General features: G+C 60.3%; 14 protein-coding genes. 11 read left to right on the plus strand and 3 right to left on the minus strand.

What is annotated here, in order from left to right; genetic code table 11:
- The first annotated feature begins 339 nt into the window (after positions 1-339).
- The gene (locus AC30D7_RS24405) at positions 340-915 is read left to right on the plus strand and encodes a flavodoxin family protein (protein ID WP_490135788.1); all 576 of its coding nucleotides are present in this window, start codon (positions 340-342) and stop codon (positions 913-915) included.
- A 32-nt stretch (positions 916-947) separates the two neighbouring features.
- The gene (locus AC30D7_RS24410; RefSeq protein ID WP_064618763.1) at positions 948-1,772 is read left to right on the plus strand and encodes an alpha/beta fold hydrolase; all 825 of its coding nucleotides are present in this window, start codon (positions 948-950) and stop codon (positions 1,770-1,772) included.
- Positions 1,773-1,794: 22 nt separating this feature from the next.
- On the opposite strand, the gene AC30D7_RS24415 is transcribed toward AC30D7_RS24410, so the two are convergent.
- Positions 1,795-2,259 (minus strand): helix-turn-helix domain-containing protein, encoded by a 465-nt coding sequence (locus AC30D7_RS24415; protein WP_490135789.1) that lies wholly within the window; start codon positions 2,257-2,259, stop codon positions 1,795-1,797.
- Between the two features lie 288 nt (positions 2,260-2,547).
- Here AC30D7_RS24415 and AC30D7_RS24420 point away from each other — a divergent pair, with 288 nt between their 5' ends.
- The 9 genes from AC30D7_RS24420 to ycaC all read left to right on the plus strand — a co-directional run bounded on the left by AC30D7_RS24420 (position 2,548) and on the right by ycaC (position 11,688).
- Positions 2,548-3,543, plus strand: a complete 996-nt coding sequence (locus AC30D7_RS24420) for an MBL fold metallo-hydrolase (protein ID WP_490135790.1) — start codon at positions 2,548-2,550, stop codon at positions 3,541-3,543.
- Positions 3,544-3,590: 47 nt separating this feature from the next.
- Positions 3,591-4,514 carry a LysR family transcriptional regulator gene (locus tag AC30D7_RS24425; RefSeq protein WP_490135791.1) on the plus strand — a complete coding sequence of 308 codons (924 nt, stop codon included), beginning with the start codon at positions 3,591-3,593 and terminating at the stop codon, positions 4,512-4,514.
- 138 nt (positions 4,515-4,652) lie between these two features.
- On the plus strand, positions 4,653-6,137 hold the full coding sequence (locus AC30D7_RS24430; RefSeq protein ID WP_490135792.1) for a hypothetical protein: 1,485 nt from the start codon (positions 4,653-4,655) through the stop codon (positions 6,135-6,137).
- 378 nt (positions 6,138-6,515) lie between these two features.
- The gene (locus AC30D7_RS24435; RefSeq protein WP_490135793.1) at positions 6,516-6,884 is read left to right on the plus strand and encodes a DUF6124 family protein; all 369 of its coding nucleotides are present in this window, start codon (positions 6,516-6,518) and stop codon (positions 6,882-6,884) included.
- A gap of 575 nt (positions 6,885-7,459) precedes the next feature.
- The gene (locus AC30D7_RS24440; RefSeq protein ID WP_490135794.1) at positions 7,460-7,828 is read left to right on the plus strand and encodes a DUF6124 family protein; all 369 of its coding nucleotides are present in this window, start codon (positions 7,460-7,462) and stop codon (positions 7,826-7,828) included.
- 246 nt (positions 7,829-8,074) lie between these two features.
- A complete protein-coding gene (locus AC30D7_RS24445; RefSeq protein WP_490135795.1) occupies positions 8,075-8,491 on the plus strand; it encodes a DoxX family protein in 417 nt (138 codons plus the stop codon).
- Positions 8,484-9,110, plus strand: coding sequence for an antibiotic biosynthesis monooxygenase (locus tag AC30D7_RS24450; protein WP_490135796.1), 627 nt, complete (start codon positions 8,484-8,486; stop codon positions 9,108-9,110). The genes AC30D7_RS24445 and AC30D7_RS24450 overlap by 8 nt, the downstream gene beginning before the upstream one ends.
- A 45-nt stretch (positions 9,111-9,155) precedes the next feature.
- A complete protein-coding gene (locus tag AC30D7_RS24455; RefSeq protein ID WP_490135797.1) occupies positions 9,156-10,994 on the plus strand; it encodes an amidohydrolase in 1,839 nt (612 codons plus the stop codon).
- Between the two features lie 67 nt (positions 10,995-11,061).
- Positions 11,062-11,688, plus strand: a complete 627-nt coding sequence (gene ycaC / locus AC30D7_RS24460) for an isochorismate family cysteine hydrolase YcaC (RefSeq protein ID WP_028941293.1) — start codon at positions 11,062-11,064, stop codon at positions 11,686-11,688.
- A 64-nt stretch (positions 11,689-11,752) separates the two neighbouring features.
- Here ycaC and AC30D7_RS24465 read toward each other — a convergent pair whose 3' ends face one another.
- Both AC30D7_RS24465 and AC30D7_RS24470 read right to left on the minus strand, forming a co-directional pair.
- The gene (locus tag AC30D7_RS24465) at positions 11,753-13,180 is read right to left on the minus strand and encodes a mechanosensitive ion channel domain-containing protein (protein ID WP_490135798.1); all 1,428 of its coding nucleotides are present in this window, start codon (positions 13,178-13,180) and stop codon (positions 11,753-11,755) included.
- A gap of 63 nt (positions 13,181-13,243) precedes the next feature.
- Complete coding sequence (locus AC30D7_RS24470) at positions 13,244-14,260, minus strand: alpha/beta hydrolase (RefSeq protein ID WP_230175504.1); 1,017 nt, start codon at positions 14,258-14,260, stop codon at positions 13,244-13,246.
- Positions 14,261-14,320 lie beyond the last annotated feature (60 nt).

Raw genomic sequence — 14,320 nt, forward strand, 5'->3', positions numbered from 1 at the left:
CACTCCTGCTTGCGTCCGTCTATCACGCGGTATCCAGGCATATTCCTAAGGTTTTTTCGGCAGCGCAACGTGGCGTCATACATCTAGGCAGCAGGTGCAACGGCTGCGGCCTTGCTGTCAGTGCCCGACGGTCCCGTATTTATTGGACTCAGCGCTAGTGAACGGCACGCTGGGGCCATGGGTGTACGGCAGAAAATTAACAACGTTTAACTCGTACCGATCCGGTCTACGCTCAAAAATCCTTTTCTTCAAGTAGCCGAAGGTATCGACCTTTTTGCAACAGAAAGTGCAACAAAAAGCGTGCCGCAAAAAAGGACGAACACTTCTGGAGGAGCCGGAATGAGCAACGTGGTGGTGGTTTATCACAGTGGCTACGGGCACACCCGGGTCATGGCCGAAGCCGTGGGCCAGGGTGTGGAACGGCACCTGGGCAGCACCTGTCGGCTGATTCCGGTGGAGGAAGTGGACGACCACTGGGAACGCTTGCACCGTGCCGATGCAATCATCTTCGGCGCCCCCACCTACATGGGCAGCGCCTCGGCAGCCTTCAAGGGTTTCATGGAGGCCACCGCCTCGTTCTACCTGGCCCAGCCCTGGCGCGACAAACTCGCTGCCGGGTTCACCAACTCCGGTTGTCTGTGCGGCGACAAGCTCAACACCTTGCTGCAGATGGCGGTGTTCGCCGCCCAGCACTCGATGATCTGGGTCGGCCTCGACCTGCTGCCGGCGCGCAGCAGCCTCGGCCTGTTCGACGGGCAGTTGAACCGACTCGGCAGTTCGCTGGGGGCGATGGCCCAATCGAACGTCGAACAATCCCCCGAATTTGCTCCGCCCCTGGAAGACCGCCGCACCGCCGCACATTTGGGCGAGCGGGTGGCGCGCCTGGCCGAACGCCTGGCTCAAACCTCTTGTTAATCGTCGTAAACCCATGCATCAGGAGAGTCGTAATGAGCACCTTTACTACCCGAGACGGCACCGAGATTTACTACAAGGACTGGGGCACCGGTCAGCCGATCGTCTTCAGCCACGGTTGGCCGTTAAACGCCGACAGTTGGGAGTCGCAGATGATCTTCCTGGCCTCCAAAGGCTACCGGGTCATCGCCCATGACCGCCGTGGTCACGGCCGTTCGAGCCAGCCATGGTTCGGCAACGAAATGGATACTTACGCCGATGACCTGGCGCAGTTGATCGAGCATCTGGATCTGCAAAACGCTGTGTTGTTCGGTTTCTCCACTGGCGGTGGCGAAGTGGCGCGCTACATCGGTCGCTACGGTACTGGACGCGTGGCCAAGGCCGGGCTGATTTCATCGGTACCGCCGCAGATGCTCAAGACCGAGGCCAACCCGGGCGGCCTGCCGATGGAAGTGTTCGACGGTATTCGTCAGGCGTCTTTGGTCGACCGTTCGCAGTTGTACAAGGATCTGGCCAGCGGTCCGTTCTTCGGTTTCAACCGGCCGGGTGCCAAACCTTCGCAAGGCATGATCGACTGGTTCTGGCTGCAGGGCATGGCTTCCGGCCACAAGAATGCGTACGACTGCATCAAGGCGTTCTCTGAAACCGACTTCACCGAAGACCTGAAGAAGTTCGACGTGCCGACCCTCGTGGTGCATGGCGACGACGATCAGGTGGTGCCGATTGAAGCCTCGGGCATCGCCTCGGCAAAACTGGTCAAGGGCTCCACATTGAAAGTCTATCCGGGAGCTCCACACGGCCTGACCGATACCCACAAGGATCAACTCAACGAAGATCTGCTGGCGTTCATCAAGGGCTGATCAAAATCAAAGGCGCCGGCGCCTACAGGGACATGTGAGCACCTGTAGGCGCTGGCGAAGGCTGCGATCTTTTGCTGTTGTGAGAGGGAAGAGTACGCATGGCACGGCAGCGCCAGGCAAACGGTGTGATGCCTTCGCTGCGGGTGAAGATATGGGAGAAATGCGCCTGGTCGCAGAAGCCACATTCCAGGCTGATTTGCGTCAGGGTCAGGTCGGTGTTGCGGATCAGCTGTTTGGCCCGGGCGATGCGTTGCTGTCGGATCCAGTCTTGCGGTGAAACACCGGTGCTGCACTTGAACGCACGGGAAAAATGACTGCGCGACAGGGCACAGGCCCGTGCCAGCTCGGTTACTTCCAGGGTTTCGCCGAGGTGGTCGAGGATCAACTGTTTAACCAGGTTTTCACGCCAGGGGCTAAGGCCGCCCGTGGTCTTTTTCTGCGTTTCAGTGGCATACGCCCTGATCGCGTTTTGCTGAAAGTGAGCCATGGCCAATGTCCGTGTCGGTGGGCGTGCGCGGGTGCACTGCACGGTGGGTCAGCACATTTCCCTTTCTGAAAAATCTCAAAAAAGAAGTCCGCGCGGATGGCTTCATTCTTGGTCGTGAAGGCTTTGGCTTGCGAGTTAAACGTTGTTAATTCCGCGCTCAGGCTGAAGGTGAAAATGCGCCAACTGAGCACATCACTGCAATTCGCACCGATGCACGGTCATGCAAGATGGGCGACGTGTAGCGGCCTGGACTGGGCCGCTTTTTCTGGCTCGATCAAGGGTGATCTCATGAAGCAATCCCGCGTTTGCACACTTGGTGGACTTGGCCTGGCATTGGCGCTGATGTCTGGCATCAGCCTGGCCCAGGCACCGGCTCAGGTGAACACTCAGGTGCCCGGTTACTACCGGCTCGCGGTGGGCGACTACGAGGTGACGGCGTTGTTCGATGGCTACAACGACCTGTCGCCCAAACTGCTCGAGGGGCTGACCCAAGACCAGATCCGCGCGTTGCTGGCTCGTCGTTCGATTGAAACGCCGGGGGTGCAAACCGCGTTCAATGCGTTTCTGGTGAATACCGGCAAACAATTGATTCTGGTGGATACCGGAGCAGGGCAGTGCATCGGTGCCACGGCGGGCCAACTGTCGGCGAACATGAAAGCCGCCGGTTACCAGCCGGAACAGGTCGATACCATCCTGCTCACTCACCTGCATCTGGATCATGTGTGCGGGTTGGTGGATGGGCAGCAAAAGCCCGTGTTCGCCAACGCAACGGTGTACGCGGCCAAGGCAGAAGCCGATTACTGGCTTGATCCCCAGGCCATGGCCAAGGCACCGGTCGGCGCCAGGGAGTTTTTCAAGATCGCCCAGGACTCCACCGCGCCGTACATCGCGGCGGGCCGCTTCAAGACCTTTACCGCCGGGCAGTCGCCCGTGCCCGGCGTTGTCGATGCCGAACTGGAGGCGGGGCACACGCCGGGCAGTACTACGTATCGGTTCAACTCCCAAGGCCAGAGCATTCTGTTCATGGGTGATCTGGTGCATAACCTGGCGGTGCAGTTCGAGCATCCCGAGGTATCGATCCGTTTCGACGTCGACAATCAGCAGGCGATCAAGAGCCGTGCCAAGGTGTTCAGCGATGCGGCGGCGAGCAAGATCTGGGTCACGGCAGCGCATTTGCCGTTTCCGGGTGTCGGCCATATCACCGCAGTGGACAAGCATTTCCAGTGGGTACCGATCGAGTACGGGCCTTACAAACGAGCGGCGAAAGTGCCGATGATCGAGTAAAGTCCGACACACTTGAGCCTGGCTGAACACAAAAGGGAACCGTGCCCATGAACCGTAACGATCTGCGCCGCGTCGACATGAACCTGCTGGTGATTTTCGAAGCCCTGATGTTCGAAAAGAACCTGACCCGCGTCGCCGAAAAACTGTTCATGGGCCAACCGGCGGTGAGCGCGGCACTGGGCCGGTTGCGTGATTTGTTCGACGACCCGTTGTTGCTGCGCAACGGCCGTGGCATGGAACCGACGGCGCGGGCGCTGGCGATTCTCAAGGAACTGCAACCGGCGATGGACACCATCTCGGGGGCGGTCAGCCGCGCCAAGGAGTTTGAGCCGGCCAGCAGCTGCGATGTGTTTCGCATCGGGCTGTCGGACGACGCCGAGTTCGGGCTGTTTCCGCCGTTGCTGCGGCAATTGCAGGAAGAGGCACCGGGGATCGTGGTTGTGGTACGCCGTGCCAATTATCTGTTGATGCCGACGTTGCTGGCGTCGGGGGAAATCTCGGTGGGGGTGAGTTACACCACGGATCTGCCGGCCAATGCCAAACGCAAAAAACTGCGCGACATTCCCTGCAAAGTCCTGCGCGGCGATGACCGCCCGGGGCCGCTGACGCTGGACGAATACTGCGCCCGTCCGCATGCGATGGTGTCGTTCTCCGGCGACCTGAGCGGCAACATCGACCTCGACCTGGCCAAGGTCGGCCGCACCCGCCGCGTGGTGCTGGGCGTGCCGCAATTCAGTGGTTTGCGCGCGTTGCTCGTCGGCACGGAGATGATCGCCACCGTGCCGGATTACGCCGCGTGTGCATTGGTTGAGGGTTGTGGGTTGCGCGCCGAAGATCCGCCGTTTCCCATCGACGCCGCGCAACTGTCGATGGCCTGGAGCGGGGTGCATGACAACGACCCGGCAGAGCGCTGGTTGAGGTCGCGGATCAGTCAGTTCATGTCGGTGACGCTGGATATTCCGGCTGTGTAAGGCGAAACCGCGCTGCACCGTTCGTCTGAAACAGCCACTCACCTATAAGTTCTGACAGTAGCGCGTGCCCGTACGTCGGTGTGTGATTCATTCAATGCTCTTTCGGGGGCCGGATCGATCATGCACAGGGACAGAACAATGAACATCGCTACCGCCACAGTGAACGCCGGCAGCCCACCGCCTCCTGTCATCCAGGAAAGCGCCAATCAGTCCCTCCTCAATCCGGTGGACGTGAGGAATACCCTCACGATCGAGGTGACCGATCCGACGTTACAGCCCACCGACCAGGTGAGTGTGGCCTGGACAGGTGCACCGGGCTCCGGAGCAAACGGCTCTCTCACTACGGCTTTCATCAACGCCGGTAACACTCGGCCGCTGGTGATTCGAATCCCGGTTTCGCTAGTACTCTTCAATCTGAGCCAGACGGTGACGGTGACTTACACCATCATTCGCGGCACCGCTGCACCCGTGACTTCAGAGCCACAGGTCGTGTACGTGCTGCCTCTGGCGCAACGCGATTTGCCTCGTCCCTTCATCACCCAGGCAGAACAGTCCGGGGAAGGTCCGATACTGGACATCAATGGCCTGACCGACGTTATCCTGCGTATTAACGCGTGGCCCTTGAGCGCTCGGGGTCAATTCCTTTGGTTGTGGCTTGAGGGCAAGAACGCCGACGGCAGCGATTTCCGTATGAGGTACTGGAGTGCGCCGAGCAATGTCATCACTGACGAATTCATCCGTTTCGGTTTTTACGAGCGAAGCCACTCCGCCATTGCCCTGCACGGGCTCAAGGACCGCAGCGTACTGACCCTGAAGTTGATGGTGGGGCTGCAAGGGAGCCCGGATGAGTCCCTTGCTCAGCCGTTTGCCCATCGAAACTACATCGTCCTGACCAGCGCAGTGGTAAGCCGGGAAGTGACGATCAAGGAAGCGCCAGATAACGCCAATTTGAACCCGGTTGACGCGATCACACATTTGACCGCTGTCTTGAATTACGCCAGTGAGTCTACCGACCTGGTCAGCGTGAACTGGACTGCCGAGCCAGGCACGCCGGCGGCGGGTTCGCGAACCACAATCCCTGTCCCGGTGGGCACCATGCCCATGGACATTACGTTGCCCGTTCCATTGGTGGCTTTCAGCATCGGCAAGGCGGCGAGTATCTCGTTCACCTACAGGCGTGGTTCATCGGATCCAGTCTCTTCATTGCCCAGGCCGTTACATGTTCTGCCTATCCCGAAGGACTCGCTCGTTTCCCCGATGATTGCCGAAGCGAAGGGTACAACCGAGCTTGATCTGAAGGATGTCATTGCCGGAGGGACGCTGGCGTTTGGCATTTGGCTACATATTGCGATCGGACAACGATTGTCGTTGATGTTGATGGGCCGCAATGCCAGCGACGCCGAGCACAATTTGCCCATTTGGACGGACTCGCGCAACGCGGTTCATCGAGCATGGGTTACGTCTGGTGGCTACAGCACGATCATACCGGCCGTCTATTTGCAGGCGCTCAGGCCCGGGAGCCTATTGTCTATCGTGTTCTCGGTGTGTACGGATCAGGTGCCTGGTTCGGCGGCCAGGACGGATTTCGAAGTGCGGGAATACACTGTCATTGACACTCGTTGACCAGAGGCGGGGCTGGAGGGTTATGGTATTCGACGTTCGGTGTTTAAAGGTGTTGAACGTTACTTCCTGAAAGCTACAGATCCTTGCGCCGTTGCCTACGGCTGCGCCAGAATCCGCCGGCTTGTGTGCCTTGAACCAGGTCTCTATCGTTTCCAGGTCGCTGACGAATCAGCGATCGGGTTTAGCCGCTCGGTGAATATCAAGGCACGTCAGTGCCGCGACACCGTTTTAGTCAGTTGCTCTTCGTTATGGCGGCTTTGCGTGGGGCACTTCGGTGCGCCGGGTTCCTTGATCCCTGGTCTGCTAACCCGCGTACAGCCGCCACCTTTTTCGTTTAGCAGCGATGGGCGACGGCTCCAATGATCAAGGAGTTTCACCATGTTCAAACCAACACCCAACCCGCCTCAAACCGACGACGTTTCCCCCTACGATCCCTACGATCCCAAAAAACTCAACGAAGCCGCCGAACGCGCCCTCGATCACTACCTAAAACCGTCAGCCCCCAAGACCCCGCGCAAACCGAGCACGATTTACACCGTTGCTCCGGACATCAACATCGAAGAGCTACTGGCCAATGCCTGCGAGTCCTTTGCCTCGGCCAAGGTGATCGCCAGTGACTGCGCCGGGTTTCTGGAGGGGACGCAGCGCAACACGATACTGGGCGTCGCGCAGCTCATCATGTTCGGTGAGCTGGCGGTGAGTCGGGCGCTGGACAGTCTGGAGCTGAAGGCTGACCCGGCCACCTGACCTGATCCCTGTGGCGAGGGAGCTTGCTCCCGCTCGGCTGCGAAGCAGTCGTAAAACCTGTACATGCGGTTTGCCAGACAGACGGTGACGGCAGGTTTTGGGGCCGCTTCGCAGCCCAACGGGGGCAAGCCCCCTCGCCACAATGGGGCTCAGTGCCTGCTGATCCACTGGAGCTGCCGAAGGCTGCGATCTTTTGATCCTGATGGCCGACCCGATTTTGCGTGCTCCCACAGGGGATGTATGTGGATTTGAGGGCTGTGTTTAATGGTGTTTAGCGTTACTTCCTGAAAGCTACAGATCCTTGCGCCGTTGCCTACGACTGCGCCAGAATCCGCCGGCTTGTGCGCCTTGGGGGCGGGCTCTATCGTTTGTCGGTCGCTGATGAATCAGCGATCGGGTCTCGCAGCCCGTGTACCTCTAGACACACAACAACCTCCATTCTTGTTATGGCGGCTGTACGTGGGAGACCTTCGGGTCTGCCGGTTCTAGAGTCCCGGTCTGCGACCCGCGTATAGCTGCCACCCCTTCGTATCGCAGCGAACCGTGGCGGCTCCGTGACTCTAGGAGATTTATCCATGTTCAAACCAACACCGAACCCGCCTCAAACCGACGACGTTTCCCCCTACGATCCCCACGATCCCAAAAAACTCAACGAAGCCGCCGAACGCGCCCTCGATCACTACCTAAAACCGTCAGCCCCCAAGACCCCGCGCAAACCGAGCACGATTTATACCGTCGCCCCGGATATCAACATCGAAGAGTTACTGGCCAATGCCTGCGAATCCTTTGCCTCGGCCAAGGTGATCGCCAGTGACTGCGCCGGGTTTCTGGAGGGGACGCAGCGCAACACGATACTGGGCGTCGCGCAGCTCATCATGTTCGGTGAGCTGGCGGTGAGTCGGGCGCTGGATAGCCTGGAGCTGAAGGCCGACCCGGCCCTATGACCTGAGGTCAAACGCTGATCCCTGTGGCGAGGGAGCTTGCTCCCGCTCGGCTGCGCAGCAGTCGTAAACCCTGTACATGCGGTCTACCTGATGCAATTGGGTCGAATGGTTTTGGGGCCGCTTCGCAGCCCAGCGGGAGCAAGCTCCCTCGCCACAATTCCCGCGGTACAAAGAGAGCACGTACATCCAATTTTTCCCTACCCCTTGGCGGCACTATTCAATCCAATGATTGAACAAGGGTGAGCCATGAACGCTTCGCAACGGGATGAACAGGCGCGGGATGTCGGTCTGCTGTTTCTGCGGGTCACCGGCAGCTTGTTCCTGCTGTGGGTTCACGGCTTGCCCAAGCTGCTGGACTTCAGTGCGCAGTTGCAACTGATTGAAGACCCGTTCCACCTCGGTGCCCACCTCACTCTGATCCTGGCGATTTTCGCCGAAGTCCTGTGCCCGCTATTGATCGTCGCCGGTGTCCTGGCGCGATTGGCGTGCTTGCCTATTCTGTTTGTGCTGCTGGTGGCGCTGCTGGTCGTGCACCCGCAATGGAGTGTGGCTGAAGGCCAGTTCGGCTGGCTGTTGTTGATCATCTTCACCTCTGTGTTTATCGCCGGGCCGGGACGGCTGGCGCTCAATGTTCGTTTGCCCGGAGTGCTCCGTTATGCCTGAAGCCCAAACTCAAAAAGTGCCGGGGTCCGATGAGATCGTGACGCTGATCGTCAAGCACCGGGTCAAGGCCGGCTTCGAAGCGGCCTATGAAGCCTGGCTGCGCAACATCGTCAGCGTAGCGGGGCGCACGGAAGGACATCTGGGCGTGGACGTGATCCGCGGCAAGAACGCTGGCCTGGACATGTTCACCTGCGTGTTGCGCTTTTGCTCCACCGAGGCCATGCAACACTGGCTCGATTCGCCGCAACGTCAGGCGCTGATCGATGAAGCCGCGCCGATGCTGGCAGACGGCGACCAGACCGAGGTCAACCCGGTCAATGAATTCTGGTTCGCGCCACTGGCCGATGCCGCCTCGCCGCCACCGCGCTGGAAGCAGGCCGTGGTGTCGTTGCTGGTAATTCTGCCGCACACCTTGCTGGTGCCGCTGCTCTGGGGGCCGCTGCTCAAACTCAACGCTTTTCTCTCCAACTACCTGGTCGCCACGTTCCTGATCACCCTGACCATCGTGGTGTCGGTGGTGTACGTGTGCATGCCGGCCGCGACTCGCTTGTTTGCCCCGTGGCTGACGGCCAGTCAGCCACGGGAGCACCTGGAATCCAACGCAAATTCGCCGCGCTGAGCTGGCGCTTTTTTGCTTCATTTCACTGATGACGAAGGAACTGCGATGAACGCCGATCTGATTCTATTCAATGGCCAATTTCATACCGTAGACCGGGAAAAACCGCTGGCCAGTGCCGTGGCGATCAAGGACGGACGCTTTGTTGCTGTCGGTAACGATGCAGAGGCCATGGCCTTGCGCGGCTCGGGCACTCAGGTGATCGACCTCAAGGGCCGTTGCGTCATCCCCGGCCTCAACGATTCGCACCTGCACCTGATTCGTGGCGGCCTCAATTACAACCTCGAACTGCGCTGGGAAGGCGTGCCGTCGCTGGCTGATGCGTTGCGCATGCTCAAGGAGCAAGCTGACCGCACACCGACGCCGCAATGGGTACGGGTGGTCGGTGGCTGGAACGAATTCCAGTTTGCCGAGAAGCGCATGCCGACCCTGGAAGAGCTCAACCAGGCGGCGCCAGACACCCCGGTGTTCGTGCTGCATTTGTACGACCGCGCCTTGCTCAACCGCGCTGCATTGCGGGTTGCCGGTTACACCCGCGACACGCCGAACCCGCCGGGTGGCGAAATCGTGCGTGATGCCAATGGCAATCCGACCGGCATGTTGGTCGCAAGGCCGAACGCGATGATCCTGTACTCGACCCTGGCCAAGGGGCCGAAGCTGCCGCTGGAATATCAGGTCAACTCGACCCGCCAGTTCATGCGTGAACTCAACCGCCTCGGCCTGACCAGTGCGATCGATGCCGGCGGTGGTTTCCAGAATTACCCGGACGATTATCAGGTGATCGAGCAGTTGGCCAAGGACCAGCAACTGACCATCCGCATCGCCTACAACCTGTTCACCCAGAAGCCGAAAGAAGAACTGACCGATTTCCAGAACTGGACCGGCAGCGTCAAGTTGCATCAGGGCGACGACTTCCTGCGGCATAACGGCGCCGGCGAGATGCTGGTGTTCTCGGCGGCGGATTTCGAGGACTTCCTCGAACCGCGTCCGGACCTGCCGCAGACCATGGAGCAGGAGCTGGAGCCGGTGGTTCGTCACTTGGTGGAACAGCGCTGGCCGTTCCGTTTGCACGCCACTTACAACGAATCCATCAGCCGCATGCTCGACGTGTTCGAGAAGGTCAATCGCGATATTCCGTTCAACGGTTTGCCGTGGTTCTTCGACCACGCCGAAACCATCACCCCGCACAACATCGAGCGGGTGAGGGCGCTGGGCGGTGGCATTGCGATCCAGGACCGCATGGCGTTCCAGGGTGAATATTTTGTCGACCGCTACGGTAAGCAGGCCGCCGAATCTACGCCGCCGATCAAGCGCATGTTGGCCGAGGGTGTACCGGTCGGCGCCGGCACCGATGCCACGCGAGTGTCCAGCTACAATCCTTGGACCTCGCTGTACTGGATGGTCAGCGGCCGTACCGTCGGTGGTCTGGCGCTGTACGAGGAAGGTTTGCCGCGCACCACTGCACTGGAACTGTTCACCCATGGCAGCGCCTGGTTCTCGTCGGAACAAGGCAAGAAAGGCCAGATCAAGGTCGGACAACTGGCGGACCTGGCGGCGCTGAGCGCGGACTTCTTCAGCGTCGAGGAAGAAGCGATCAAGTGGATCGAGTCGGTATTGACCGTGGTCGGCGGCAAGGTGGTGTACGCCGCCGGTGACTTCGAAAAACTCGGGCCTGCCAGCGTGCCGGTGCTGCCGGACTGGTCGCCGGTGGCGAAGGTTCCGGGACACTGGCGGCCGAACGCGCCGATGCAGGCGCAGGTGCACCAGTGCAGCGGCCCGTGCGCCGTGCATACCCACAGTCATGAGAAGGCCCGCATGTCGAACGTTCCGGTGAGTGATTTCGCCGGTTTCTGGGGCGCCTTCGGCTGTTCCTGCTTCGCGTTCTGAGTCTTGCAACAAAAGCGTCGGCCATGTGTGGTCGACGCTTCACTCACCACCATCCGAGGAGTTTCACATGAGCAACGTCCCTTACAAACGTCTGAACAAAGATGACGCTGTTGTGCTGCTGGTCGATCACCAGACCGGCCTGATCTCGCTGGTGCAGGATTTCTCGCCCAACGAATTCAAGAACAACGTGCTGGCCCTGGGCGATATCGCCAAGTTCTTCAACCTGCCGACCATCCTCACCACCAGTTTCGACGCAGGCCCGAACGGCCCGATCGTGCCTGAACTGCGCGAGCAATTCCCGGACGCGCCGTTCATTCAGCGTCCAGGCCAGATCAACGCCTGGGACAACGAAGACTTCGTCAAAGCCATCAAGGCCACCGGTCGCAAGCAACTGATCATCGCCGGCGTGGTGACTGACGTCTGCGTGGCGTTCCCAACCCTGTCGGCCATCGCCGAAGGTTTTGAAGTGTTCGTGGTAACCGACTCTTCCGGCACCTTCAACACCACCGTGCAACAAGCGGCGTGGGCACGCATGTCGGCGGCGGGTGCACACCTGCTGAACTGGTTCGCCGTGGCCTGCGAGCTGCAAGGCGACTGGCGCAACGACATGGAAGGCCTGGCCAACCTGTTGTCCCAGCGTCTGCCCAACTACCGTAACCTGATCAACAGCTACACCAAGTTCACTGCCAAGTAAGGCGCTGAAGAAAAATGCCCGCGATGTGCGGGCATTTTTTTGTGCTGCTCGAATGTGCACTGCATCAGCGCTTCTGCAACCATCCCAGAAACCCACCTTTCCTGATCGGCGCCGGTTTGGCCAGCAACGCCAGCCGACTGTTCTGCTGGCGCACCGCTTGCAACTTGTTCAACGCCCGGCCCACTTCGCTGCGCTGTTCCATGCACTGGCGGGTCAGGTTCTTGTCGAGACGGTAGATGATCGACGATGTCAGCGCGGTGAACGTCGCCTGCGACGGCGTATCGGCCAGGATGCTCTGTTCGCCCATGACTTCGCTCGGTCCCATGCGACCGGCCTCGATGAAACCATTGCCGTCCGGCACGCTGGCGCTGACGACGCCGGTGGCGATCACGAACAGACTGTCCGGCACTTCAGCCAGATCCAGCACCACCTCGCCTGCGGCGTATTGTTGCGCGACCATCGAATCGGCGAGGCGGTCGCGTTCCTCATGGCTCAGCGAGCGGAAAATCTTCACTTCATCGAGCAGTGCGCGGGCGCGGGTCGAGGGTTCGATCACGCCGTCGGGGTGTCGCGAGATGCCGGCCGCTTCCAGATGGCGATGGGCGAGGTCGAACAGTTGATTGCGCACCTCGCTTTTCTTGCCCAGCTCGGCGATGAACCCGCTGGCCACGTATTCGGACATCTCTTCGCCTGCATCGACGAGCACCGCTTTTGGCGCGGGCGACAGCAGCAGACTGCTGCTGCCTTGCAGCGTGCGGTCGAGGGCGTCGAGCACCCGGCGTGGGCGGATGTGGTTCGCCACCTTGATGCTGATCGACACCCCGTGCAGGTTGTTCGGGCGGCTGAGGTTGACGATCTTGGCCTTGGCCGCCACCGAGTTCGGCACCACGGCCATCGTGCCCGCGTTGCTCAACAGGTGCGTGGCGCGCCAGTTGATGTCCAGCACTTTGCCTTCGACACCATCGATCACCACAAAGTCGTCCACCTGATAGGGCTTGGTGGTGTTGAGCACGATGCCGGAGAACACGTCGGCCAACGTACTCTGCAACGCCAGACCGACCACGATGGCGAACACGCCGGAAGTCGCCAGCAGACCCTTGACCGGCAGATCCAGCACATAACCGGCGGCCGCGACGATAGAGGCCAGAAACACCAGCGCACCGATCACGTCCTGCAGCAAACGGCCGCTGTGACCTATGCGACGCATCAGCACCAGACCGAACACCTCGGTGAGCACTCGTGCGGCGTACAACCACCAGATAATCCCCAGCGCCGTTGCACCAAGTTGCGCCACTTGGTCATCGGCAATCAACGGTGTCTGCAACGGACTGACGCCAGCGTTGATAATCAGCGCGCTGAACGCCAGAAACAGCGCCAGTCGCACACCGACCTTTGGCGCGCGATGCTTGAACGGGACGAGGTGCCAGAGCAGGGCGTCGAGCACCAGCAGCAGGGCGCTCCAAGGCAACAGGTGGGCAGAGAAAAGGCTCATGGATTGCACTCCTGCGGGCACAAAAAAACTCGCCACACCCTGAGGTGTGGCGAGAGGTTGGGCTTAGTTCAGATGCGTCTTGAGCTCAGCCGCGGCCTGACGTACCGCCGCTTTGACTTCCGGAATCTGATTCAGCGGATTGAGCAGGCCAAAGTCATGAATCATCCCGTTGTAGCGCACCGAGGTCACCGGCACACCGGCCGCGTCGAGGTGGCGGGCGTAGCCTTCGCCTTCGTCACGCAGCACGTCGAATTCGGCGGTCTGCACCAGTGCGGCAGGCAGGCCCTTGAGTTGTTCGGCGCTGGCATTCAGCGGCGAGGCATGAATCTGCGCACGCTCGGCCGGGTTGGTGGTGTAGTTGTCCCAGAACCACTGCATCATCCCTTTGGTGAGGAAGTGCCCCTCGGCAAATTGCTGGTACGAGCCGTCGTCGAACTGCGCGTTGGTCACCGGCCACATCAACAACTGGAAGCGCAGGGCAGGGGTTTTCTGTTCCTTGGCCATCAGTGCCACGACCGCCGCCATGTTGCCGCCGACGCTGTTGCCGGCCACCGCCAGTCGCTTGCCATCGACACCGATCTCTTTGCCGTGCTCGGCCACCCATTTGGTCGCGGTGTAGGCCTGGTTGATGGCGGTCGGGTATTGCGCTTCCGGCGACGGCGTGTAGTCGACGTATACCGCGACTGCGCCGGAGCCCACTACCAGGTCACGGATCAGGCGCTGGTGAGTCGGGAAGTCGCCCAATACCCAGCCGCCACCGTGGAAGAACATGAACACCGGCAACTCGCCCTTGACCTTGGCTGGACGCACCACTTTCAGGTTGATGGTCTGGCCGTCGACCTTGATCGCCTTGTCGCTGACTTCAACACCTGACAGATCTACCTTCACCGAAGCCTGGGCACCGGTCAGCACCGCGCGGGCGTCTTTCGGGCTCAGTTGTTCCAGCGGTTTGCCACCGCCGGCGGCGAGGGCATCGAGGAAGGCCTGGGTGTTGTGTTCGACACCGGGGCTGCCGGCGGCGAATGCGTTGCCGATGGACAGGGCGAGAACGGAAGTGGCGAGGGTTTTCTTGATGTTCATGTGCAAATCCTTTTTAAATCGTTTGAGTTTTTATGCCTTGGGATCGGGCTGCTGTGGCGC

Source organism: Pseudomonas sp. DF5, assembly GCF_058148225.1.

What these genes read in the sequence shown, in the direction of transcription:
- AC30D7_RS24410 (WP_064618763.1), top strand. Translation starts at nt 948, where the DNA reads ATGAGCACCTTTACTACCCGAGACGGCACCGAGATTTACTACAAGGAC.
- AC30D7_RS24465 (WP_490135798.1), bottom strand. Translation starts at nt 13,180, where the DNA reads ATGAGCCTTTTCTCTGCCCACCTGTTGCCTTGGAGCGCCCTGCTGCTG.
- AC30D7_RS24445 (WP_490135795.1), top strand. Translation starts at nt 8,075, where the DNA reads ATGAACGCTTCGCAACGGGATGAACAGGCGCGGGATGTCGGTCTGCTG.
- AC30D7_RS24440 (WP_490135794.1), top strand. Translation starts at nt 7,460, where the DNA reads ATGTTCAAACCAACACCGAACCCGCCTCAAACCGACGACGTTTCCCCC.
- ycaC (WP_028941293.1), top strand. Translation starts at nt 11,062, where the DNA reads ATGAGCAACGTCCCTTACAAACGTCTGAACAAAGATGACGCTGTTGTG.
- AC30D7_RS24420 (WP_490135790.1), top strand. Translation starts at nt 2,548, where the DNA reads ATGAAGCAATCCCGCGTTTGCACACTTGGTGGACTTGGCCTGGCATTG.
- AC30D7_RS24425 (WP_490135791.1), top strand. Translation starts at nt 3,591, where the DNA reads ATGAACCGTAACGATCTGCGCCGCGTCGACATGAACCTGCTGGTGATT.
- AC30D7_RS24450 (WP_490135796.1), top strand. Translation starts at nt 8,484, where the DNA reads ATGCCTGAAGCCCAAACTCAAAAAGTGCCGGGGTCCGATGAGATCGTG.
- AC30D7_RS24470 (WP_230175504.1), bottom strand. Translation starts at nt 14,260, where the DNA reads ATGAACATCAAGAAAACCCTCGCCACTTCCGTTCTCGCCCTGTCCATC.
- AC30D7_RS24455 (WP_490135797.1), top strand. Translation starts at nt 9,156, where the DNA reads ATGAACGCCGATCTGATTCTATTCAATGGCCAATTTCATACCGTAGAC.
- AC30D7_RS24405 (WP_490135788.1), top strand. Translation starts at nt 340, where the DNA reads ATGAGCAACGTGGTGGTGGTTTATCACAGTGGCTACGGGCACACCCGG.
- AC30D7_RS24435 (WP_490135793.1), top strand. Translation starts at nt 6,516, where the DNA reads ATGTTCAAACCAACACCCAACCCGCCTCAAACCGACGACGTTTCCCCC.
- AC30D7_RS24415 (WP_490135789.1), bottom strand. Translation starts at nt 2,259, where the DNA reads ATGGCTCACTTTCAGCAAAACGCGATCAGGGCGTATGCCACTGAAACG.
- AC30D7_RS24430 (WP_490135792.1), top strand. Translation starts at nt 4,653, where the DNA reads ATGAACATCGCTACCGCCACAGTGAACGCCGGCAGCCCACCGCCTCCT.